The organism is Aeromicrobium ginsengisoli, from assembly GCF_004134905.2.
In the GTDB taxonomy this organism is placed as follows: domain Bacteria; phylum Actinomycetota; class Actinomycetes; order Propionibacteriales; family Nocardioidaceae; genus Aeromicrobium; species Aeromicrobium ginsengisoli.
On record NZ_SDPQ02000001.1, the window covers coordinates 651560 to 674399 of the forward strand.

23 protein-coding genes are annotated in these 22840 nt (G+C 69.2%); 15 read left to right on the plus strand and 8 right to left on the minus strand.

Annotated features, from left to right (window positions below):
- Positions 1–12 precede the first annotated feature (12 nt).
- A complete protein-coding gene (locus ESP70_RS03225; RefSeq protein ID WP_149687911.1) occupies positions 13–564 on the plus strand; it encodes a DUF3043 domain-containing protein in 552 nt (183 codons plus the stop codon).
- 91 nt (positions 565–655) lie between these two features.
- Here the strand turns inward: ESP70_RS03225 and ESP70_RS03230 are convergent, their stop codons facing one another.
- A complete protein-coding gene (locus ESP70_RS03230; protein ID WP_056395580.1) occupies positions 656–859 on the minus strand; it encodes a hypothetical protein in 204 nt (67 codons plus the stop codon).
- Positions 860–861: 2 nt separating this feature from the next.
- The gene (gcvT, locus tag ESP70_RS03235) at positions 862–1962 is read right to left on the minus strand and encodes a glycine cleavage system aminomethyltransferase GcvT (protein WP_149687912.1); all 1101 of its coding nucleotides are present in this window, start codon (positions 1960–1962) and stop codon (positions 862–864) included.
- A gap of 69 nt (positions 1963–2031) precedes the next feature.
- Here gcvT and ESP70_RS03240 point away from each other — a divergent pair, with 69 nt between their 5' ends.
- The gene (locus tag ESP70_RS03240) at positions 2032–3480 is read left to right on the plus strand and encodes a leucyl aminopeptidase (RefSeq protein WP_149687913.1); all 1449 of its coding nucleotides are present in this window, start codon (positions 2032–2034) and stop codon (positions 3478–3480) included.
- Positions 3477–4829 carry a serine hydrolase domain-containing protein gene (locus ESP70_RS03245; RefSeq protein ID WP_149687914.1) on the plus strand — a complete coding sequence of 451 codons (1353 nt, stop codon included), beginning with the start codon at positions 3477–3479 and terminating at the stop codon, positions 4827–4829. The genes ESP70_RS03240 and ESP70_RS03245 overlap by 4 nt, the downstream gene beginning before the upstream one ends.
- Before the next feature lie 27 nt (positions 4830–4856).
- Here the strand turns inward: ESP70_RS03245 and ESP70_RS19980 are convergent, their stop codons facing one another.
- The gene (locus tag ESP70_RS19980; RefSeq protein ID WP_188110463.1) at positions 4857–5432 is read right to left on the minus strand and encodes a hypothetical protein; all 576 of its coding nucleotides are present in this window, start codon (positions 5430–5432) and stop codon (positions 4857–4859) included.
- A gap of 104 nt (positions 5433–5536) precedes the next feature.
- Here ESP70_RS19980 and lpdA point away from each other — a divergent pair, with 104 nt between their 5' ends.
- From lpdA to ESP70_RS03270, 4 genes are read left to right on the plus strand one after another with little or no spacing between them, the layout of a single operon-like run.
- On the plus strand, positions 5537–6919 hold the full coding sequence (gene lpdA, locus ESP70_RS03255) for a dihydrolipoyl dehydrogenase (protein ID WP_056213231.1): 1383 nt from the start codon (positions 5537–5539) through the stop codon (positions 6917–6919).
- 21 nt (positions 6920–6940) lie between these two features.
- Positions 6941–8833: a 2-oxoglutarate dehydrogenase, E2 component, dihydrolipoamide succinyltransferase gene (gene sucB, locus ESP70_RS03260; RefSeq protein ID WP_149687915.1), complete on the plus strand. Its 1893-nt coding sequence runs from the start codon at positions 6941–6943 to the stop codon at positions 8831–8833.
- A gap of 2 nt (positions 8834–8835) precedes the next feature.
- Positions 8836–9729, plus strand: a complete 894-nt coding sequence (locus ESP70_RS03265) for a TIGR01777 family oxidoreductase (protein ID WP_149687916.1) — start codon at positions 8836–8838, stop codon at positions 9727–9729.
- Positions 9726–10241 (plus strand): mycothiol transferase, encoded by a 516-nt coding sequence (locus tag ESP70_RS03270; RefSeq protein ID WP_149687917.1) that lies wholly within the window; start codon positions 9726–9728, stop codon positions 10239–10241. The genes ESP70_RS03265 and ESP70_RS03270 overlap by 4 nt, the downstream gene beginning before the upstream one ends.
- On the opposite strand, the gene ESP70_RS03275 is transcribed toward ESP70_RS03270, so the two are convergent.
- Entirely contained in the window at positions 10213–10659 is a 447-nt protein-coding gene (locus ESP70_RS03275) for a hypothetical protein (RefSeq protein WP_149687918.1), read from the minus strand. The two genes, ESP70_RS03270 and ESP70_RS03275, sit on opposite strands and share 29 nt — an antisense overlap.
- A 68-nt stretch (positions 10660–10727) precedes the next feature.
- Between ESP70_RS03275 and lipB the strand changes: the two genes are divergently transcribed.
- The 3 genes from lipB to ESP70_RS03290 are packed head-to-tail and all read left to right on the plus strand — an operon-like array spanning position 10728 to position 13128.
- Positions 10728–11450, plus strand: coding sequence for a lipoyl(octanoyl) transferase LipB (gene lipB / locus ESP70_RS03280; RefSeq protein ID WP_223148591.1), 723 nt, complete (start codon positions 10728–10730; stop codon positions 11448–11450).
- A 36-nt stretch (positions 11451–11486) separates the two neighbouring features.
- Entirely contained in the window at positions 11487–12410 is a 924-nt protein-coding gene (gene lipA / locus ESP70_RS03285) for a lipoyl synthase (RefSeq protein ID WP_200935550.1), read from the plus strand.
- Positions 12411–12420: 10 nt separating this feature from the next.
- Positions 12421–13128 (plus strand): DUF4191 domain-containing protein, encoded by a 708-nt coding sequence (locus ESP70_RS03290; RefSeq protein ID WP_149687919.1) that lies wholly within the window; start codon positions 12421–12423, stop codon positions 13126–13128.
- Between the two features lie 86 nt (positions 13129–13214).
- Here the strand turns inward: ESP70_RS03290 and ESP70_RS03295 are convergent, their stop codons facing one another.
- The gene (locus ESP70_RS03295; RefSeq protein WP_149687920.1) at positions 13215–13574 is read right to left on the minus strand and encodes an RDD family protein; all 360 of its coding nucleotides are present in this window, start codon (positions 13572–13574) and stop codon (positions 13215–13217) included.
- Positions 13575–13744: 170 nt separating this feature from the next.
- On the opposite strand from ESP70_RS03295, the gene glnA reads away from it, so the two are divergent.
- Positions 13745–15166 (plus strand): type I glutamate--ammonia ligase, encoded by a 1422-nt coding sequence (glnA, locus tag ESP70_RS03300; protein ID WP_056213218.1) that lies wholly within the window; start codon positions 13745–13747, stop codon positions 15164–15166.
- 115 nt (positions 15167–15281) lie between these two features.
- Here the strand turns inward: glnA and ESP70_RS03305 are convergent, their stop codons facing one another.
- Positions 15282–16280, minus strand: coding sequence for an NAD-dependent epimerase/dehydratase family protein (locus tag ESP70_RS03305; RefSeq protein ID WP_223148592.1), 999 nt, complete (start codon positions 16278–16280; stop codon positions 15282–15284).
- Between the two features lie 120 nt (positions 16281–16400).
- Between ESP70_RS03305 and ESP70_RS03310 the strand changes: the two genes are divergently transcribed.
- Positions 16401–17315, plus strand: coding sequence for a homocysteine S-methyltransferase family protein (locus ESP70_RS03310; RefSeq protein ID WP_149687921.1), 915 nt, complete (start codon positions 16401–16403; stop codon positions 17313–17315).
- Between the two features lie 40 nt (positions 17316–17355).
- Positions 17356–17625: a hypothetical protein gene (locus ESP70_RS03315; protein WP_056213208.1), complete on the plus strand. Its 270-nt coding sequence runs from the start codon at positions 17356–17358 to the stop codon at positions 17623–17625.
- 1 nt (position 17626) lies between these two features.
- Here the strand turns inward: ESP70_RS03315 and ESP70_RS03320 are convergent, their stop codons facing one another.
- Entirely contained in the window at positions 17627–20260 is a 2634-nt protein-coding gene (locus ESP70_RS03320) for a hypothetical protein (protein WP_149687922.1), read from the minus strand.
- 114 nt (positions 20261–20374) lie between these two features.
- Between ESP70_RS03320 and ESP70_RS03325 the strand changes: the two genes are divergently transcribed.
- The gene (locus tag ESP70_RS03325) at positions 20375–21031 is read left to right on the plus strand and encodes a GNAT family N-acetyltransferase (protein ID WP_149687923.1); all 657 of its coding nucleotides are present in this window, start codon (positions 20375–20377) and stop codon (positions 21029–21031) included.
- A gap of 3 nt (positions 21032–21034) precedes the next feature.
- Here the strand turns inward: ESP70_RS03325 and ESP70_RS03330 are convergent, their stop codons facing one another.
- A complete protein-coding gene (locus ESP70_RS03330; protein WP_149687924.1) occupies positions 21035–21955 on the minus strand; it encodes an NAD-dependent epimerase/dehydratase family protein in 921 nt (306 codons plus the stop codon).
- A gap of 124 nt (positions 21956–22079) precedes the next feature.
- Between ESP70_RS03330 and ESP70_RS03335 the strand changes: the two genes are divergently transcribed.
- Complete coding sequence (locus ESP70_RS03335) at positions 22080–22802, plus strand: TetR/AcrR family transcriptional regulator (RefSeq protein WP_149687925.1); 723 nt, start codon at positions 22080–22082, stop codon at positions 22800–22802.
- Positions 22803–22840: the final 38 nt, after the last annotated feature.

Genomic DNA, 22840 nt, shown 5'->3' on the forward strand with positions numbered 1-22840 from the left:
AGGGTTGCGCGGGTGGTAGACGAGACAGAGGCCGGCAAGGGGCGTCGCACACCGACGCGCAAAGAGGCCGAAGCGGCGCGCAAGAAGCAGATGAAAGTCCCCATGACGCGCAAGGAGCAGGCCAAGCGCGAGCGGGCTGCTCGCGAGGAGATCCGGCTCAAGCAGCGCGAGGCGCTCAAGACCGGTGACGAGAAGTACCTGCCGCTTCGCGAACGTGGCCCGGTGCGCAAGTTCTGCCGTGACTACGTCGATCGCCGCTGGAACTTCGCCGAGTTCCTGCTGCCGTTCCTGGTGGTCGCATTCCTCATCATGATCGCCGGCAGCACCAACGCCAACGTTCAGACCGTCCTCACGAGCATCATCTACCCGGTCGTCATCGTTGGCACGCTCATCGACGAGTTCGTCATGGTGCGTGGGCTCAAGAAACAGATCAAGCAGCGCTTCTCGCCTGACGACGTCAAGGGCAACACAGCGTACGCCGTGCTACGAACCACGCAGCTGCGCCGGTTCCGGCTGCCGAAGCCGCAGGTCAAGCGCGGCGCCCCCTTGGCCCAGCGCTACTGAACCGGTCCTTGAGCTTGTCGAAAGGACGTTTCGACAAGCTCAACGTGAGGGTGTGCCGCTACCTCAACGTGAGGGTGTGCCTGGTTGGCCGCTACGAATCCGTCGAGGCGTGCAGGGACATGGGGCCGTAGACCTCGGTCTCGTCGTCGAACAGGCGTACCTGGTCGATCCCCTGCTCCAGCAGCGCGCCGAACTCTTCACCGACCCACGACTCCGCGTCGCCCCGGCTCTCGAACTCCTCGGACCGACCCTTGACCTCGCCGAGCGAGTCCTCCAACGTCCATGTCCAGCCCATGCTCACGCCTCCTTGGTCGACGGTTGTACGAATGGCGGCTTGGTGACCGTGAACGCCTCGGGGCGACCGCGCACGTCGACGATCACCGTCGCACCGTCTGCCACGGACGGCTCGAGCAGCGCGAGCGCGATGCCCTGACGCAGGGTCGGCGAGAACGTGCCGGACGTGATCTCGCCGAGCTCACCGCCTTCCTCGTCCTGGACCTTCATGCCGGGGCGCGGGATGCCGCGACCTTGAGCGAGGAGGCCGCGCAACGTCCGCACGGTCTTCTCCGCGCGCTGCCGCTCGAGCTCGTCCTTGCCCCAGAACGCCGGCTTGTTCCAACCGACGGCCCAGCCGGCTCGCGCCATGACCGGGCTGATCTCGGGCGACAGCTCGTGCCCGTGCAGCGGGTAGCCCATCTCCGTGCGCAGCGTGTCGCGTGCGCCGAGGCCGCAGGCGCGGATGCCGTACGACTCCCCCGCTGCGATGACGGCGTCCCACACCTCGCCGGCCGACGCCGACGGGACGACGAGCTCGTAGCCGCGCTCGCCGGTGTAGCCCGTGCGGCACACCGTGATGGCCTGGCCCGCGATCGTCGCGTCGGCGAACGACATGTACTCGTGGTCGACCGGCAGGTCGAGGGAGGTCAGCACCTCGTCGCTCAGCGGACCCTGGATCGCGAGGACGGCGTAGTCGCGGTGTTGGTCCGTCACCTCGATGCCCTCGGGTGCCGCAGCCTGCAGTCGGGCAACCACGGCAGCGGTGTTGGCCGCGTTGGGGATCAGGAAGACCTCGAAGTCGCTGCGCAGATAGGCGATGAGGTCGTCGACCGTGCCGCCGTCCTCATCACAGCACAGGGTGTACTGCGCCTTGCCGGTCTCGATGCGGCGGAGGTCGTTGGTCAGGCACTCGTTGACGAAGTCGGCGGCACCTGTGCCGCGCACGAGCGCCTTGCCCAGGTGGCTGACGTCGAACAGGCCGACGGCCTCGCGTACGGCCTTGTGCTCGGCGAGCACACCACCACCGGCGTACTCAAGAGGCATGTCCCAGCCACCGAACGCGGCGAGCTTGGCGCCCAGGGCGACGTGACGGTCGTGCAACGGCGAATGCAGCAGATCCATGGCAGCCAACCTAAGGCACGGGTGCGGGGGCCTCGCGCGGGTGTGGCCGGCGACCCTAGAGTGGCGGACATGCTTTCCGTGACCCTCAGCACCGCCAAGCCGACCACCGCGCGCGCCGACGCGCTGATCCTCGGGATCCGAGGCGACGACGACAAGGGCGACCTCGCCGCAACACTGGACCTGCTGGGCTTCACGGGCGAGAAGGGGCAGACCGTGACGTTCCCCGCCGGCGACGCGGCCAAGGCGCCACTGGTCGTCGCCGTCGCGTTGCCCGAGGAGCCGACCGCCGAGGACCTCCGTCGCGCCACAGCCCGGGGCATACGCGCTGCCAAGAACGCGACCAGCGTCGCGATCGCGCTGCACCCGGCGGGGGTCGACGAGGTCGAGGCCATCGCGGAGGGTGCGCAGCTGGGGTCCTATTCCTACGACACCTACAAGACCAAGAAGAAGGGCGACGCCAAGAAGCCCAAGCTCAAGAGCGCCGTCATCCTGAGCCCGTTCGCCCGCCAGACCACCGCGACCAAGGCCGTCGAGCGCGCTGCCACCGTCACGGCCGCCGTCAACGTCGCCCGCGACTGGGTCAACACACCTCCCGGCGACCTGCGGCCTGCTGACTTCGCCGAGGCGATCACGGCCCACGCCGGCACCGACGTCAAGGTCAGCGTGTGGGACGAGAAGCGGCTGGCCAAGGAGCGCTGCGGCGGCATCCTCGGCGTCGGACAGGGCTCCGACAGTCCTCCGCGCCTGGTGACGCTCTCGTACGCGCCGGCCAACGCCGTGACCCACCTGGCGCTCGTCGGCAAGGGCATCACGTTCGACTCGGGCGGACTCTCGATCAAGCCCGGCGCGTCGATGCAGACGATGAAGCTCGACATGGCGGGCGCGGCCGCGATCGCCGCGGCGACCGTCGCGATCGCCCGCCTCGGCCTGCCGATCAAGGTCACCGCGTACGCCTGCATCGCCGAGAACATGCCGAGCGGCGGCGCGACCCGTCCCGGTGACGTGCTGACGATGCGCAGTGGTGCCACCGTCGAGGTGCACAACACCGACGCCGAGGGGCGACTCGTCCTCGCCGATGGTCTTGCGCTGGCCGCCGAGTCCAAGGCCGATCGCATCGTCGACGTCGCAACGCTCACCGGCGCCTGCATGGTGGCCCTCGGCGAGCTCACGAGCGGCATCCTCGGCAACGACGAGGACTTCAGCGACCAGGTCTTCGCGGCGTCCAAGGCCGCCGGCGAGTCGATGTGGCCGCTGCCCATCACCGAGGAGATGAAGGGCAAGGTCACCTCGTCCAGCCTCGCCGACCTGCGCCAGCACAACCCCAAGCCGTACGGCGGCACGCTGTTCGCGGCCGCCTTCCTGCGGGAGTTCGTCAACGACATCCCATGGGCGCACCTCGACATCGCCGGGCCGTCGTTCAACGAAGGCGGCGCGGTCGACTACACGCCCGTCGGCGGCACGGGTGTCGGCGTACGTACGCTCGTCCGACTCGCGACGGAGCTGGCCGAGGCTCGATGACGATCGATCCGTCGACGACGCGAGCCCTGTCGCAGCGGCTCGCCGTCGAGCAGTCGAAGCAACGCCTCCCGTCGATCGCCGCGGGCATCGTGCGGGACGGGGTCATCGTGTGGTCCGACGCCGTCGGCACCCTCGACGGTCGCCCGGGCGGCCCCGCGTCGACGACCGACACGCAGTACCGGATCGGCTCGATCTCCAAGACCTTCGTCGCGGTCGAGGTCATGCGCCTGCGCGACGAGGGCCGCCTCGACATCGGCGACCCGATCGGCACGCACCTGCCTGAGGTGCCGTTCGGGCAGGTCACGATCGCGCAGCTGCTGACTCATACGTCGGGCCTGCAGGCCGAGACCGACGGTGAGTGGTGGGAGCGCACCCCGGGTGACTCATGGGCGGTACTGCTGGCTTCGGGGACCCAGCTGCGTGCCACGCCCGGCACCGGGTTCCACTACTCCAACCTCGGCTACGCCGTGCTCGGCGAGCTGGTGGCCCGGTTGCGCGAACATCCGTGGCAGGACGCCGTACGAACGGGTCTGCTCGAGCCCCTCGGCATGACGCGTACGACCACGCGCCCCGTCCCACCCGCAGCGCCGGGCCTCGCCGTGCACCCGCTGGCCGACCTCGTGCACGTCGAGCCCGAGCACGACGCCGTCTCGATGGCTCCCGCGGGTCAGCTGTGGTCCACGGTCGACGACCTCGCCCGATGGGCGGCGTTCCTCGGCGGCAAGACCGGCGACGTCCTCAAGCCGGCGACGCTCAAGGAGATGTTGCGGCCGATCGCGGTCAACGACGTCGCCGGCATGCCCTGGACCGGGGCGCACGGTCTCGGCTGGCAGACCTGGAACGTGGACGGGCGCCGCTACGCGGGCCACGGCGGATCGATGCCGGGCTTCCTCGCGGACCTGCGCGTCGACGTCGAGTCCGGCGACGGCATCGTGCTGATGACGAACGCCACGAGCGGCCTGGGCAAGGCGACCACGGAGCTGCTTGGCCTCTTCGCCGAGAAGGAGCCGGTCGCCCCGAAGCCGTGGACCGCCGACGCCTCGCAGCAGCCGAGCCTCGACCTCGTCGGTCCGTGGTTCTGGGGAACGTACGAGTTCCGGCTGACCCTCGCGCCCGACGGCCAGCTCCGGCTCGGCACGCCCGGCGAGGGTCGTGGCGCACGGTTCCGGCCCGACGGCGACGTGTGGATCGGCCTCGACGGCTACTACACCGGCGAGCCGCTGGCCGTGGAGCGCGATGCTTCCGGCCACCCGATCCGCCTGGTGCTCGCGTCGTTCGTGTTCACCCGTACGCCCTACGACCCCGGCGCCGAGATCCCCGGCGGCATCGACGACGCACGCTGGCACTGAGCCATGCGGTCAGGCGCGCTGGGCAGGTCAGTCGGGCAGACCCAGGGCCCTGGCGGCGTCCTCGACCGTGTCCCACTTGGTGCGCTCGCCGTTGAGCCGGTCGGGATGTGCCTGCTTGCGGGCCTTGCGGTAGACCCGCATGAGCTCGTCGAACGACGGGTTGGTCGGCAGCGGGTCGACGCCGGCAATCGACTCGAGCGTCATGATCGCGGCGAGCTCCCGCGGTGTCTGCTTCGCCGGCGGCGGCGCCGAAGGGCTGGACGGCGGCGGCGGTACGCCCTTGGCCTTGCGCAGGTCGTACTCACGCTTGCGCGACGGGATGCCCACGAGGTTGGCGTCGTAGACCGGGATGTTGAGCTTCTTGCGGGCGAACTCGAACGCGGCCTGCGCCGACGCGACCCGGCGGCGGATCGACTCGCCGTCCGAGGCGACCAGCAGCAACGTCGTCTGGGTGACCGAGGTCTTGGGCTCGACATACGCCTCGACGCCCTTGCGTGACTCGGCGAAGGCGCGCAGCGCGTCGAGGTCCGCACGGCTCGCGTTGCGGTCCGAGACCACGGCGCCGCCGTCCGTCCTGGCCTTGCGGCCTCGGAAGATTCCCATGGGACAAGTGTGCCCGATCGTCGGGCATACCCCGATCAACCCCGGTGGCAGCGTGGTTGCCGCAAGTGACAAGATGAGGGCGAACGACATCCTTGGGAGGAACCGTGGCGGACGTCGCCGGCAACAACTTCGACATCGTGATTCTCGGCGGCGGCAGCGGCGGGTATGCCTGCGCGCTGCGCGCGGTCCAGCTCGGCAAGTCCGTCGCGCTGATCGAGAAGGGCAAGCTGGGCGGCACGTGCCTGCACACCGGCTGCATCCCGACCAAGGCGTTACTGCACTCCGCCGAGGTCGCCGACCTGTCCCGCGAAGGCGACAAGTACGGCATCAAGTCGACGTTCGACGGTGTCGACATGCCGGCCGTCAACGCCTACAAGGACGGCGTCATCGACCGGCTCTACAAGGGCCTCCAGGGACTCATCAAGTCCGGCGGCATCACGGTCGTCGAGGGCGAGGGCAAGCTCGTCGATCCCAAGACCGTCGAGGTCAATGGTGAGCGCTACACCGGCACCAACGTCGTGCTGGCCACCGGCTCGGTCTCCCGCACGCTGGGCCTCGACATCGGCGGCCGGGTCATCACGAGCTCCGAGGCGCTCACGATGAGCGAGGTCCCCGACAAGGTCGTCATCATCGGCGGCAGCGTCATCGGCGTCGAGTTCGCATCCGTGTGGAAGTCGTTCGGCGCCGACGTCACGATCATCGAGGGCCTGCCGACGCTGATCCCGCTCGAGGACCCGTCCCTGTCCAAGCAGCTCGAACGCGCGTTCCGCAAGCGCAAGATCAACTTCAAGACCGGCGTCAAGTTCAGCAGCGTCGAGCAGACCGAGACCGGTGTGACCGTCTCGCTCGAGGACGGCACGACGATCGACACCGACCTGGTCCTCGTCGCCGTCGGCCGCGGACCCAACTCCGCCGGCATGGGCTACGAGGAAGCCGGCATCACGGTCGATCGCGGCTGGGTGCCCACCAACGAGCGCCTCGCGACCAACGTCGACGGCGTGTTCGCGGTCGGTGACCTCGTCCCCGGCCTGCAGCTCGCGCACCGCGGCTTCGCCCACGGCATCTTCGTCGCCGAGGAGATCGCCGGGCTCAACCCGCAGCCCGTCATCGACTCGGGCATCCCGCGCGTCACCTACTGCGACCCCGAGATCGCCTCCGTCGGCCTCACCGAGCCCCAGGCCCGCGAGAAGTACGGCGACGACAAGGTCGAGATCCAGGACTACAACCTTGGCGGCAACGGCAAGTCCCAGATCCTCGGCACCGCGGGCAGCGTCAAGCTCGTACGCGAGAAGGACGGCCCCATCGTGGGCGTCCACATGATCGGCGCCCGCTACGGCGAGCAGGTCGGAGAGGCGTCCCTCATGGTCAACTGGGAGGCTTACCCCGAGGACGTGGCGCAGTTCATCCACGCCCATCCCACCCAGAACGAAGCACTCGGCGAGGCGGCACTCGCACTCGCCGGCAAACCGCTCCACTCACACGCCTGACCCGGAGAACCAGAGGACATCATGGCTACGTCTGTCACCCTTCCCGCTCTCGGCGAAAGCGTCACCGAGGGCACAGTCACCCAATGGCTCAAGGCCGTCGGCGACACCGTCGCTGTCGATGAGCCGCTGCTCGAGATCTCGACCGACAAGGTCGACACCGAGATCCCGTCCCCGGTCGCGGGCGTCCTGCTCGAGATCAAGGCCAACGAGGACGACACGGTCGAGGTCGGCGCCGTGCTCGCGATCATCGGCGAGGAAGGCGAGAGCGCCGCCGGTGACGCCGCCCCGGCCGCCGAGGCACCCGCAGCTGAGGCACCTGCTGCCGAGGCGCCGGCAGCCGAGCCCGCTCCCCAGGCGCCCGCCGAGCAGCCCGTCGCACAGAGCGCGTCGGAGGAGCGGTCCCCCGCCCCGGCCGACAGTGCCGAGGCTCAGCAGGCCGCCGCCGAGAATGCCCCGGCACCGCAGCCCGAGACCGCACCCGCATCAGGTGGTGGCACCGCTGTGACCCTCCCTGCCCTGGGCGAGAGCGTCACCGAGGGCACCGTGACTCAGTGGCTCAAGGCCGTCGGCGACGACGTCGCCGTCGACGAGCCGCTCCTCGAGATCTCGACCGACAAGGTCGACACCGAGATCCCGTCCCCCGTCGCCGGCAAGCTCCTCGAGATCAAGGTCGCCGAGGACGAGACCGTCGAGGTCGGCGCCGAGCTCGCGATCATCGGCACCGCTGATTCAGCTCCGGCCGAGAGCGCACCTGCCGCGCCCGAGGCTGCTGCGGCACCTGAGGCCGCACCGGCACCCGAGCCCGCCCCGGCGCCCGAACCGGCACCGGCGTCGGAGCCAGCTCCGGCCGACCCCGAGTCCCAGGCCAACCCGGCTGAGTCCTCGCCGCCCGCCGAGGCGCAGGCCGCGCCTGCCGCCCCGGCACCTGCGCCTGCACCCGAGCCCGCTCCGGTGCCCGCGGGATCGCCCAGCGCGACCGGCGACACGTACGTCACGCCGATCGTCCGCAAGCTCGCCAAGCAGCACGACGTCGACCTGTCGACCGTGACCGGCACGGGCGTCGGCGGCCGCATCCGCAAGCAGGACGTCCTCGACGCCGCCGCGAAGCCCGCGGCTGCTCCGGCTGCCGCACCCGCCGCAGGCGCACCCGCTGCTGCCCCCGCAGCCGCGGCTCCGGCCGAGCCGTCGGCCCTGCGTGGCAAGACCGAGAAGGTCTCCCGCCTGCGCAAGGTCATCGCCTCGCGCCTGGTGGAGTCGCTCGAGATCTCGGCCCAGCTGACGCAGGTGCACGAGGTCGACGTCACCGAGGTCGCCCGTCTGCGGGCCCGCCACAAGAACGCCTTCCTCGAGCGCGAGGGTGTCAAGCTGACCTACCTGCCGTTCTTCGCCAAGGCGGTCATCGAGGCGCTCAAGGTCTACCCCAAGCTCAACGCGGCGCTCGACCTCGAGGAGGGGACGATCACCTACCCCGCCGGCGAGCACCTGGGCATCGCGGTCGACACCGAGCGTGGCCTCATCGTCCCGACGATCAAGGACGCGGGCGATCTGTCGATCGCCGGTCTGGCGCGCAAGATCGCCGACGCCGCCGAGCGCACGCGCACCAACAAGATCTCGCCCGACGAGCTCTCCGGTGCGACGTTCTCGATCACCAACCTCGGCAGCAACGGCGCCCTGTTCGACACGCCGATCATCAACCAGCCGCAGGTCGCGATCCTGGGTGTCGGCGCGGTCGTCAAGCGTCCGGTCGTGGTGACCGACGCGCAGGGCAGCGACAGCATCTCGGTCCGCAGCATGGCCTACCTCTCGCTGACCTACGACCACCGGATCATCGACGGCGCCGACGCCGGTCGCTTCCTCACGGCGGTCAAGCAGCGCCTCGAGGGTGGACAGTTCGAGGGTGAGCTCGGGTCCTGACCATGCAGGTCGTCATCGGTGGCGCCTCAGGGTTCCTCGGTACCGCGCTGACGCAGCACCTGCGTCAGCGCGGTCACCAGGTCACGCGGCTCGTACGTTCGGCTGACTCCGGCGACGACGCATCGGTCTGGGACCCCTACACAGGGCGCATCGACCAGATCGTGATCGACCGCGCCGACGCTGTCGTCAACCTGTCGGGCGCGTCCGTCGCACGGTGGCCGCGTACGGCCAAGCACCGCACGCTCATCCTCGAGTCGCGCACGGCGGCCACCGGCACGCTCGCCAAGGCCGTCGCCGCGTCGCCCAACCCGCCCGCGTTGATCTCGGCCTCGGGGATGTCCTACTACGGCGTCGACTGCGGTGACGAGGTGCTCACCGAGAGCACCGGCGCCGCGGACTCGGGCTTCCTTCCCGGTGTCGTCCAGGCGTGGGAGGCCGCCACGTCCCCGGCAGTCGCGGCCGGAGGACGGGTCTGCTTCACGCGTACGACCTTGGTGCTGAAGGGCGACGAAGGACTGCTCCGCTTCATGCTCCCGGCCTGGAAGCTGGGGCTCGGCGCCCGCCTCGGACCCGGCCGCCACTACATGTCCTACATCTCGCTCAACGACTGGATCCGCGCCGCGACGCTATTGATCGAGTCCCCCGAGCTCAGCGGCCCGTTCAACTTCGGCGCGCCGGTCCCGGTGACCAACGCCGAGTTCACCGACACCCTCGGCGACGTCCTGCACCGGCCGACGTTCCTCGTCGCGCCGCGCTTCGCGATCAAGGGCGCGCTGGGCAGCATGGCCGACGACCTGCTCGGCTCGATGCGGGTCTCCCCCGTGGCGCTGGCCGACGCCGGCTTCACGTTCGAACAGCCTGACCTCACGACGGCCCTCGAGGCCGCACTGCGATGAACCTCCCGGAGCCCGGTCCCGCCGTTGTGGACCCGGCTGCGAGGTTCCTCGACTACCTCGACTACTTCCGCGCCGAGGTACGCCGCAAGGTGGCCGACCTCGACGACGCCGACCTGGGCACCAGCCGGGTGCCGTCGGGCTGGTCCCCGGCTGGGCTGGTGTCACATCTGGTCCACATGGAGCGGCGATGGTTCGTCTGGGGATTCCTCGGCGAGGACCTCGCCGATCCGTGGGGCGAGCGCGACGAGTCCGACGAGCCAGGCCGCTGGACGCTCACTGGACCGGTCCACGAGATGCTCGACGCCCTCGACGCGGGTGGGCGCCGCACCCGCGAGATCGTCGCGAGTCACGCGTTGCACGACCGGGCCGCGACCGGCGGGCGGTTCCCCGAGGGCGAGCCGGCGCCGACGCTCATGTCGATCCTGTTCCACGTCATGCAGGAGTACGCCCGCCACATGGGCCACCTCGACGTCGTACGCGAGCTCATCGACGGGACGACGGGCGAGGGCTGACCCCGGCGATCCGCCACCCCTCGCTCGTACGGACGACAGTGATCACCCGGCGCGACGGCTCGTCGCGTGGCAGCTCGCTGGCCGACCCGTCGGCCCACACGACCCGCGCCGGACCGAGCTGGTCGACCACGTCGAGCCGGGCGCGCGACGACGACGCCGACAGGACCCGGCACGAGATCACCCGCAGATCGGCGCCGAGCACCTGGCCGCCCCGACGCCGATAGTCCGCAAGGGTCGCCGCATCAGCCTCGCCCGCTCGACTCCCCCGGACGTACACTCGGTCGAGCAGCGCCGCGTCGGTCGTCGCGAACGCCTCGGCCCGCACCTCGTCGAGCGCACTGAGGCGGGTCACCCACTGGTCGTCCGGAGCGGGCGACGCGGCCCGGAGGACGGCGATCAGCACCCACACCCAGTCCATCGGGCCACTGTGCCGTCATACGCCACCGGTCCGCTGGGGTTCATCCACAGGCCGGTTAGTCTGGAGACGTGACGCTGCAGATCCTGGACGAGTGGTACGGCGAACGTGCGATCGACTACGTCGATGCGTGGGAGCTCCAACGCGAGCTGCACGCGCAGCGCGTCGCCGACGAGATCCCCGACACCGCGATGTTCCTCGAGCACCCGGCGGTCTACACCGCGGGGCGCCGGACCGAGCCGCACGAGCGACCGCTCGACGGCACCCCGGTTGTCGATGTCGATCGCGGCGGCAAGATCACGTTCCACGGCCCGGGCCAGCTCGTCGGCTACCCCATCACCAAGCTGCCCTCCCACGTGCTGGTCGTCGACTACGTGCGCCGCGTCGAGGAAGCCATGATCCGCGCGTGCGCCGACCTCGGCGTCACGACCGGCCGGGTTCCCGGTCGCTCCGGCGTGTGGCTCGCCGCCGGTCAGGGACGCATCGAGCGCAAGGTCGGTGCGATCGGCATCCGCGTCTCCCGAGGTGTCACGATGCACGGGTTCTCGCTCAACGCCGACGTCGACCTGGGGTTCTACGACCGCTTCGTGCCGTGCGGCATCGCCGACGCCGGGGTCACGACCCTCAGCGCCGAGCTGGGCCGCGACGTGACGGTCCGCGAGGCCGCCGATGCGATGGCCCCGCACCTGCGTGAGCTGCTCGAGTGGCAGCCGTACGAGCCCTCCGCCGACACGGCCAGCGACGAACATCCCAGCGTGCCGGTCCTCGGCGTGACGGCTGGGGCACGGGCGTAGGCTGGCACCGTGACTATCGCTCCTGAGGGACGCAAGATGCTGCGTCTGGAAGTCCGCAACGCCGAGACCCCCATCGAGAAGAAGCCCGAGTGGATCAAGACCCGGGCCAAGATGGGTCCCCAGTACAACGAGCTCATGAAGCTCGTGAAGGGCGAAGGTCTTCACACGGTCTGCCAGGAGGCCGGTTGTCCCAACATCTTCGAGTGCTGGGAGGACCGCGAGGCGACGTTCCTCATCGGCGGCGAGCAGTGCACCCGCCGCTGCGACTTCTGCCAGATCGACACCGGCAAGCCTGACCCGATCGACCGCGACGAGCCCCGCCGCGTCGCCGAGTCCGTCCAGCAGATGGAGCTCCGCTACGCCACGATCACCGGCGTCGCCCGTGACGACGTGCCCGACGGCGGCGCGTGGCTCTACGCCGAGACGGTCCGCAAGATCCACGAGCTCAACCCCGGCACCGGCGTCGAGAACCTCATCCCCGACTTCAACGGCATTCCCGAGCTGCTCGAGCAGGTCTTCGACAGCCGCCCCGAGGTGCTGGCACACAACGTCGAGACCGTGCCGCGCATCTTCAAGCGCATTCGTCCCGCATTCCGCTACGAGCGGTCGCTCGACGTCATCACGCAGGCCCGCGACTACGGCCTGGTCACCAAGTCCAACCTGATCCTGGGCATGGGCGAGACGCGCGAAGAGGTCTCCCAGGCACTCGTCGACCTGCACGAGGCCGGCTGCGACCTCATCACGATCACGCAGTACCTCCGCCCCTCGGTGCGTCACCACCCCGTCGAGCGGTGGGTCAAGCCCGAGGAGTTCGTCGAGCTCAAGGCAGAGGCCGACGAGATCGGTTTCGCCGGAGTCATGTCCGGCCCCCTCGTACGTTCGTCCTACCGCGCCGGCACCCTCTACAAGCAGGCCATCGAGTCAGGACGCGGCAGCGTCGCACTGCGCAACGCGACGTAGACTGACCCTCATGTCGAATGCCACCCCCGAACCCGCCAAGGGTCGCCTGGGCCAGATCCGCCAGGCGTACACGATCACCAAGCGCAGTGACCGCAACATCGGTCTGATCCTGCTGCTGACCTTCCTGGTGGGCGGCGGTGTCGCAGCGACGCTCGGCTACTTCGTCTTCGGCACCGGCATGTTCGGGCTGATCATCACGATCGTCTTCGCGATCCTGATCGGCATCCTCTCGGTGCTCATCGTCTTCGGCCGGCGCGCCGAGAAAGCTGCGTACGCCCAGGTCGAGGGTCAGGTCGGCGCTGCAGCCGGCGCCCTGCAGATGCTGCGCCGCGGCTGGGAGCTCAAGCCCGCCGTCGCGTTCACCAAGAACCAGGACGTCGTGCACCGCGTGGTCGGTCGTCCCGGCATCATCCTGGTCGGCGAGGGCAACCCCACGCGGGTCCGCAACCTCCTGACGGCGGAGAAGAAGAAGCACGCCCGCATCGGTGGCGACGAGATCCCCGTGCTCGACATCGTGGTCGGCGACGGCCCCGGCGAGGTCAAGCTCACCAAGCTCGTCAAGCACGTCCGCAAGCTGCCCAAGAGCATCAAGCCGGCCCAGATGACCAGCGTGCTCTACAAGCTCAAGGCGCTCGACGCGATGCGTCCCGCAGCGCCGATGCCGCGCGGCCCCGTGCCGACGAGCATGAAGGGCTCCCGCAAGGCCATGCGCGGCTGACTCCCACTCTCGCCGCGAGCGGTGGATGTTCCACCGTTTGAGGGGTCATACGGTGGACGATCCACCGCTCGAAGGTGTGTCAGACCTCAGGCCCGGATGACGCGGGATCCTGCCGCGAGGTCGTGGATGCCGCGCTTGTCGTCGTTCATGACGATCGCAGGGATCACGAGGCAGATCAGCAGCGAGCGCACGAGCGCACGAGGGATGCCGATGGGTCGCCCTTCGACGTTCTCGACCTTGAGGCCGAGGATTCGCTTGCCGATCGAGTAGCCGAGCAGCCCGGTCAGCACCGACATCTCGACGACGAAGAACGCCGTGATGACGAGGTTCTCCTTGATGTCCTTGGGCGGGTAGTGCGTGCCGGCGACGGCCGCAGCGCTGAGCGAGGCGACGACCCAGTCGATCAGGAGAGCACCGAGGCGTCGCAGGAGCGAAGGAGGTTGCACGCGGCGAGCCTACAGACGCCGTGATCACGCTCGTCACGGGCACTTGTAACATTCCTGAAACAATCCAGTGACTACCGGGAAACTGCCCGAGCCTAGCGTCAACGGTACGGTGCAGCGACGCACTCACCTGTCATCGACAACACAGGCCGCCCAGCGGCCGAGGAGGCCCCATGTTCGGCAATGCCGACGAGTTGTTCAAGTTCATCAAGGACGAAGGTGTCGAGTACCTGGACGTCCGTTTCACCGACTTGCCCGGCATCCAGCAGCAGGTCACGCTGCCGGCTTCGACGTTCGACGCCGACATGGTCGCCAACGGCGTCGCGTTCGACGGTTCGTCGATCCGCGGCTTCCAGACCATCGACCAGTCCGACATGGTGCTGTTCCCGGACATCAAGACGGCGTACGTCGATCCGTTCAAGGCCCGCAAGACCATCGCAATGGACTTCTTCGTCCACGACCCGATCACCGGCGAGGCGTACTCGCGCGATCCCCGCAACATCGCCCGCAAGGCCGAGGCCTACCTCGCCACGACCGGCATCGGTGACACCGCCTACTTCGCGCCCGAGGCCGAGTTCTACATCTTCGACCGGGTCAACTACGGCACCAGCGCCAACAAGTCGTTCTACGAGATCACGTCGGCCGAGGCCGCCTGGTCCACCGGCGACTCGATCGACGACAACCGTGGCTACAAGGTCCGCTACAAGGGCGGCTACTTCCCCGTCGCGCCGACCGACAAGACGGCCGACCTGCGCAACGACATGATGACCAACCTGACCAACGCCGGGCTCATCCTCGAGCGTGGTCACCACGAGGTCGGCACGTCGGGTCAGGCGGAGATCAACTACCGCTTCGACACGCTGCTCAAGGCCGCCGACGACGTCATGAAGTTCAAGTACATCGTCCGCAACACGGCGTGGGCCAACGACAAGACCGTCACGTTCATGCCGAAGCCGATCTTCGGTGACAACGGCTCGGGCATGCACGTGCACCAGTCGATCTGGAACGAAGGCAGCCCGTTGTTCTACGACGAGGCCGGCTACGGCGGACTGTCCGACCTGGCGCGTCACTACATCGGCGGCATCCTGAAGCACGCGCCGTCGCTGCTCGCGTTCACCAACCCGTCGGTCAACTCCTACCACCGCCTGGTGCCGGGCTTCGAGGCGCCGATCGCGCTGGTCTACTCGGCCCGCAACCGCTCGGCCTGTGTCCGTATCCCGATCACGGGCTCGAACCCCAAGGCCAAGCGCATCGAGTTCCGTTGCCCCGACCCGTCGGCCAACCCGTACCTCGCCTTCTCGGCGCTGCTGCTGGCCGGGCTCGACGGCATCAAGAACAAGATCGAGCCGCCGGCCCCGATCGACAAGAACATCTACGAGCTGCCGCCCGAGGAGTACGAAGCCATCGACATGGTGCCGACCTCCCTCAACGCGGTGCTCGACTCGCTCGAGGCCGACCACGAGTTCCTCACCGCTGGTGACGTGTTCACGCCCGACCTGATCGAGACGTGGATCGACTACAAGCGCAACGAGGAGATCCTCCCCGTGCAGCTGCGCCCGCACCCGCACGAGTTCGAGCTCTACTACGACATCTGACCGGAGGATTCAGCTGGGCAGGCGAACGACGCAGGGCGACCCCTTCGTAGCCAAGCCGGCACCACGCTGAAGCGCCGGTCACGATGACGTGACCGAACGCCCCTGACCACCAAGGTCAGGGGCGTTCGGCTTGTCCGTCGAGGAACCACCGCACGCCGGCGCGGATCGAGTCCTCGATCGGTGCGGGTTCCCAGCCGAACTCGCGGGTTGCCTTGCCGTGGTCCAGTGCGGTCTGGATGTGCATCAGGCGGACGCTGGTCGACGTCACCACCGTGTCCTTGCGGAGCAGCCGGGACGTCGCTCCGCCGACGACGCCGATGACCCGCATCACCGGGAGCGGGATGCCGATCCCGGGCGGCTTGGCGTGGCCCTCGGCGGCCGCGATGTCGAACAGGTCCTTGATGGGCAGATATCGCTCGGAGATGATGTAGCGCTCGCCGGGCCGGCCGTGCTCCTCGGCGAGGAGGAAGGCACGGGCCGCGTCCTCGATGCCGACGACCTCCATCGAGACGCCCTTGACGTACGCCGGGACCTTGCCGCGCGCAGCGGCCCTGACCAGCTTGCCGTGCGGGGTCGGGCCGTGGTCCCGCGGCCCGTACGTCGTGCCGACGTTGAGCACGATCGCCGGGAGGCCGTGCTCGCGGTGCTGGCGCAGGACGAGCTCCTCGGCCTGGATCCGCGAGTCGATGTAGGCGCCGCCGAGGTGCCGCCAGTTGTGCGGCATGGTCTCGTCGGCCAAGCCGGACTCGGCGACCGCAATCGTGACGACGCTGCTGCAGAAGACGAATCGCGGCACCCCGACCTCGACGGCGACGTCCAACACGCTGCGCAACGCCTCGACGTTGGTGGCGTAGAGCGGCGCCGGATCGCGCAGCCAGGCGCGGGCGTCGACGATGCAGTAGAAGACCGTGTCGACGCCCTTCATCGCCGTGCGGAGCGCAGCCAGGTCGTCGAGGTCGCCGTGGTGCCGCTCGACGTCGAGGTCGTCGAACCCCACCGTCGAGCTGGACTCCCGGATCCAGACGCGGACCTGGTCGCCGCGCTCGACGAGCTGGCGCGTCACGTGCGACCCGACAAAACCGCTGGCGCCCATCACGAGCTTCGTACCGCTCACCCTGTCGCTCCTTCTGCAGACTCCGACGATTCTGGCCCATCACCCAGCGTTGGAGCAGCGCTTCGGGCGCATCGGACCCGTCAGGAGTACAACAGACTCAACACCTACCGAGGAGCGACCATGGAACCCAGCAACCTTCTTGATGGCGGCGAGTGGGTCACTGACGGCGGCCTCGAGACCGACCTGCTCTTCAACCACGGCGTCGACCTCCCGGAGTTCGCCTCGTTCCCGCTCATCGAGACCGAGGAGGGATCCACGTTGCTGAAGACCTATTACGGCGAGTACGCAGCCATCGCCGCGGCGGCTGGCGTCGGCCTGATCGTCGAGACGCCGACGTGGCGGGCCAACCCGGACTGGGGCGCGATCCTCGGCTATGACGCCACCAGTCTCGACCGCGCCAACCGCGCCGCGGTCGCCCTCGCTCACGGTGTCGCGGACTCGTCCGCGGTGTCGAGGACCCGGGTCAGCGGTGTCGTGGGCCCGCGTGGCGACGGCTACGTCGCTGCCGGCGCGGACGCCGATGAAGCCGCCGACTACCACTCCGCCCAGGTACATTCGTTCGCTGCCGAAGGCGTCGATCTCGTCCACGCCATGACCATGACCGAGCCCGCAGAGGCCAAGGGCGTCGTACGCGCTGCCCGTGCAGCAAGCCTTCCTGTGGCGATCTCCTTCACCGTCGAGACCGATGGACGGCTCCCGGACGGCAGCACCTTGGCCGACGCGGTCGCCGCCCTCGAGGCCACTGACCCGGCCGACTGGTACGGCGTCAACTGCGCCCATCCCACCCACGTCGTGGCCGGACTGGACGGTGCCGAGTGGCAGCACAAGCTCGCGTTCTTCCGGCCCAACGCGTCGACCATGTCCCACGAGGAGCTCGACGCCATGGAGGTGCTCGACTCGGGCGACCTCGGCCTGCTCGTCGAGTCCACGACCTCGATGCGACAGCAGACGCCGGCACTCGCGGTCATCGGCGGCTGCTGCGGCACGGACAGCCGGCACGTCGCGGCACTGTGGGGCGTACCCGCGGCCCGCTGAGCATCCTCGCCAGTCGAACATATGTTCTATCCTGTGCCTCATGGGGTTCGTCGACCGGTCCGAGAGTGAGTTCCCAGAAGGTCGCGACCCCGTCAAGCAACCGGCCCGCCACGTCTGGGTCAAGCCGTCGGCTCAGTACGCCATGACGCCGTGGGCCGGCCTGCTCATCGAGTGGCGGCGTACGTCCTCGGGTGAGTGGCTGGCACTCGTCGCCGTCGTGACGGGCGGCGTCGGCAACAGCCTGACGGTCCAGTGGCACAAGGCGGACCAGCTCGTACCGGCCAAGGGCTACGAGACGCCGAAGCGCTAGGTCACTCTCCCCCGGCGCGCCGGTGCCGCAACGTGGTCAGCGCCGCTCCCCACACGGGGTCGGACCAGTAGCGACTGTGACCGCGGAGCGCGTTGATCGGCGCCTCGACGATCGGGTCGACACCGGACGGCAGCTCGACCGGACGACGGGTCGGGTCGGTCAGGCGCCAGTCGTCACCGCAGCGCCAGACCGCGAACGCGGTCGTGATCTCATCGACCTGGCCGATCGTCGGGATGCTGCCACCGATCGGCTCGAGCCGGCCCTCCGGCACCGTGAAGTGCGACTCCCGCGGCGGCTTCACGTGGATGTCGTGGTTCCAGGACAGAACGGGACCCGCGAGCGGATCCGTGTCACGCCACAGGTTGATCCACGCGCCGTCGAGCAACCCACGCGTCGACACGATCGCGGTGTGGTTGACGTACGCCGGGAAGGCCCTCGGGAAGATGACCCGCAGCTGTGACCCGAACGTGAGCAGGCCGATCTTCGAGAGCTCGTCGTCGCTGAGCAGGTTGAGCGCGGCGAACGAGACCAGGCTGCCTTGGCTGTGCCCGCAGACGATGACGGAGCGACCCGGCGCATCATCGGGCACGGCGGCGACGTGATAGCGGATCCGCTCGGTCAGGTCGACCACGGCACGCTGGGAGTAGGGCTCCGGTGCGAACGGGTGCACGGCGTGGGGCCAGAACGCGACGACGTCCCACACGATGTTGATGCCGCGCCTGGTCTGCTCGTCGCCGAGCGCCTGCCGGCCCTTTGCGATCAGGAGGGCGATCAGACCGAGCAGCGTCCACGCGCCCACCTGGGCCAGCACCGGCGCCCAGGACTCGACCCGGTCCGGCAGCTCGTTGACCTCGTCCGACGCGACGCTCAGAACCCTCAGGTCCTCCGGCGGCCGGGCGATGTGCTTGAGGGGCGCGAGCTCGGACCAGCCGAGGAACAGGGCGAGCACGGCGCCGACGATCACGATGGACCAGATCGTCAGCTGGATCTGGTTCTTGAGCCTCGCCTCCCACACCGCACTGGCGAGCGCATGGCGCCACCCGGCTGCCCGCGGCGCGGGATAGGGCTCGGCATCCTCGCGCCGGCCGACGTACGCCACACCACTGGGATAGCCGACCTCGACGTGCGCGAGGAGTCGTTGCCGGCTCACGATCCGGCTGACCACCAAGCAGATCGCGGCCGCCAGGGCCACGACGATGATGCCCAGGCCCCAGGCGTACGCCACGCGGTCGATCAAGGGCGTCGAGCCCAGCGCGGTCTTCTTGCTGTCTCCCCCGGCCTTGACCTCCCGCTGACCCAGCGCAGTCGACACCCCGGTCACCAGTGCCGCGGCAAACCCAACGCCGAGGATGACGGCCAGGTTGGCGACGGCGATCGACGTCAGACCCCAGCTGTACGGCCGAAAGGCCCACGCCTCGTCATCACGGCTCGCCCGCCACCTGCGAGTACGTACGGCCAGTCCGACGGCGAACAGCCCGGCGACCAGGGCTCCGGCGCCGGCGAGCATCACGAGCCAGCGTCCGATCACGTCGAACTCGACGACCCGGCTGATGAACTGCGGGATGCGGAACCGGTCGAGCCCGTCCAAGGCACGCTCACGCGGCAGGCCCCGCAGCTGCAGAGCGCGGGCGGCAAGGGCGATCGACAGCATCGACAGCAGCAGGAGGACCAGGGACAGCCGGGAGATCCAGCGATGCCACGTCAGTGCCCATCCCCTGCTGGCCCCGCCGTGCAGCGTCGTCGCCCCTCGCTCCGGATCACCGAGGCCGACGGTCGCCGCGATCGCGACGCCGAGCAGGATGAGGATCACGACTCCGAGGCCCGGGCGCCCCTCCGACGCATCCACGCTCCAGAGCTGCCTGGCGCTGAACCGTTGAGCCATCAGCGCGATCGTGAACAAGCCGATCGCGACGTGCAGCGCCCGGAACGCCGACGTGTCGGAGTCGCCGCGATAGAACTCCGGTCGGGCGAACGGCGTACGCCGTTGCACGTGCTCGACCTTCTCGGTGGGCCGGGGCGATGAGGCATCGACCGGCTGGAGCGCCGGGTCGGGGTCGGGTCGGGCCGGCGGGCCCTCGAGCAACGGCCTGGGTCGCAGGGACAGGCCGAGCGGCAGGATGATCAAGGCGGCGACAACCGTGGCTGCGGCGGGCACGAGGTTCTCGAACCCGTCCGGGATCGCCGAGAGGTGCCGGTAGGCCCACCGGGTGCCGATGATGTCGATCAGCACCATGCCGATCGCGAACGCGAACGTGGCGGTCAGGAACACGGCCTGCAGGCGCAGTCCGGCCATCGCCCCGATCCGCAGCCGCCGCGCCAACGGGTCGACCTTGCCCTCGTGGTCCTCGACCGGCGGCAACATGAACGCCGCAGCGTTGATCAAGCCGAACGGGATCAGCGCGAGCCACAACGCCTTGCGCCACGACCCCGACGTGTAGTTGCCCCAGTGGAATCCCTCGACGACGTGACCGTCCTCGGCCCGGATCTCCCGCCCCTCGTCGTCGACCGCCCGGAAGAACCGCGACTTGTCGTCACCGTCGACCTGGAGGACGTGCGGCCTGGCGAGCATCGCCTCCGGTGGCGTGCCGCTGACACCGTGCACCCTGAGCTCGACCCATTCCGCATGCGTGGCCATCTCGGGCTCCTCACTGTCGCGGGTGCTCCTCATCATGGCGCAGACAGAGCCGCGTTCGCAGGCACTCGGAGTGACACCGGCGACCCGGCCACGTGGCGCTGACAGAATGGCCGCATGACGGTCGGCACCGAACACGAGCTCATCGATCGCTGGATCATCACGTGGGCGCACGCGCGCGGGCTCGAGACGTCGACCGTCGACGGCTGGCCCCTCGTGCACGTACGCTCCCGCACCCGCGAGACCGAGCTGATCTGCACCGATCCCGGGCTCGAGGCGTTCGCCGAGCTCTTCACACACATCGAGGGCGACGAGCGTGCCATGCTCACGGTGATCGCCGACGACGCGAGTCCGTACGCCGAGCTCGCCCTGCCGCCGGGCGTACGCGTCGACCGTGACGACGAGACCCTCATGGCGACGACGTTCCGCCCGATCGAGGTTCCGCCGCTCGAATCACGGTTCACCTCGCGCTGGGACATCGAGGACCACCGCGCTCGCTACTTCGTCGAGGCCGGCGACCGGGTCGCCGCAGAGGGCACGATCGGCATCCTCGGCGAGGACGCGACCTTCGACGCGGTCGAGACCACGCCCGCCTTCCAGCGCCGCGGACTCGGCCGGCATGTCATGGCGACCCTCACGGCGTACGCCTTGGAGTCGGGCGCACGCCGTGGTGTCCTGGCCGCCTCGGCCCAGGGGCGGCTGCTCTACGAGTCACTCGGCTGGGACGCCGAGCTCGACATGCTCTCGCTCATGGGCGCCGTCGACTCCGACTGATCGTCAGACGATCGCGCTGCGGCGACAGACCTCGTCCCACGGCGTCGGCTCCATGCCGAAGTGCTCACGAGCAGCACTGTCGTCTAGGATGTAGGGCGCTGTCCACTGGTACGACAGCTCTCGCAGCTCGCGGATGAGCGGCACGACCTTCGACAGCCCCGCGAACACGGCGTTTGGGACGAGGCTGACCTTGACCGGGGGCTTGCCGACGCTGGTGAGGACCTCGGTGATGGCCTGCTCCTGCGTACGCGGAGGGTTGCTCGGCACGTGCCACGTGCGGCCGTGCGCCGACTCGTCCTCCGCGGCGGCGATCAGGAGCCGTGCCGTGTCGAGCACGTCGGTGAACGTGTGCGGGACGTCCTTGGCGTTGAAGACCCACGCACGCTTGCCCTTGAGGGCGCCGGGCATCTGCCGCGTGATGTGGCCGTTGCCGCCGACACCCGTGCCCATGTAGTCCGAGCCGCGGACCTCGACGGTGCGGATCCGGCCGGCGTCGTGCAGGGCCTTCGCCTCGGCCCACATCGAGGCGCGCAGCACGCCCTTGTGGTCAGTGGCCGCGTCGGGCATGTCCTCGGTCATGGGCTTGTCGACCGGTCCGTACGGGTAGAGGTTGCCGGTGATCGCGTACACGGCGCCCGAGCGTTCGGCCGCGACCAGGAACGCGGCGGCGAGCGGCGGCCAGAACGTGTCCCATGTCGTGTAGTCAGCCGGGTTGGCGCAGTTGTAGAGCACCGAGAACCCCTCGGCGGCAGCGCTCAGCGCGTCGGCGTCCGAGGCGTCGAGCTTCAGGTGGGTCACGCCGTCGATGCCGGTGTCGGTGCCCGACCTCGTGGCGACGGTGACCTCCGAGCCTCGCGCAGCGAGCAGCTGAGCCACGTGGCGGCCGACGGGTCCGGCTCCGACGATGAGGTGACGATCAGACATGGTGGTCCTTCCGAGTTGTGGAGAGCACCGCTCTCGGTTGTGAGCATGTCAGACGTTCAGCCGCATTGCAAGAGCAGTGCTCTCATTTGTTGCGCATGCTCTCTCAATGCTCCACAGTAGGGGCATGGTCGTAGCCAGAACAGCCCGCGAACGGGCCCGCGTCGAGATCACCGCCGAGATACTGGCCGCGGCGCGCGCCCAGCTCGGCGAGGTCGGGCCGAGCCAGCTGTCCCTGCGGGCAGTGGCTCGCGAGGTCGGCATGGTCTCGTCCGCGGTCTACCGCTACTTCGCCAGCCGCGACGAGCTGCTGACGGCACTGATCATCGCCGCGTACGACGAGCTCGGCGCTGCGGCGGAGGCCGCGGAAGAGGCAGTCGAGGACCGCACTGACCACCTCGCCCGGTGGATGGCGACGTGCCGGGCGACCCGTGAGTGGGCGATCAGCCATCCTCACGACTACGCCCTGATCTACGGCTCCCCCGTGCCCGGCTATGCGGCCCCACAGGACACCGTCATGCCGGCCACCCGGGTCATCGTCCGTCTGGTCGAGATCATCGTCGCCGCGCACGGGTCGGGCACCGCTGCCGAGTCGACACAGCCGCCCGCGACCGCCGCCGATCCATCGGGGGTCGTCGCCGACGCCATGGCATTCATCGCCGAGCGGAGCGACGTCGACCTAGAGGCACTGCCGGAGCTCGTGATGCGCACCCTCATGGTGTGGTCAGCGATCTTCGGGACGCTGTCCTTCGAGCTCTTCGGGCACCTCAAGGGCTCGGTCAGCGACTACGAGGGCTATTTCGAGCAGACGGTTCTGCGCCTCGCCGGGGACCTGGGGCTCGCCGAGTGAGCAATCCCTCACGACTTTGATGACCGCGCGAGGTTGTT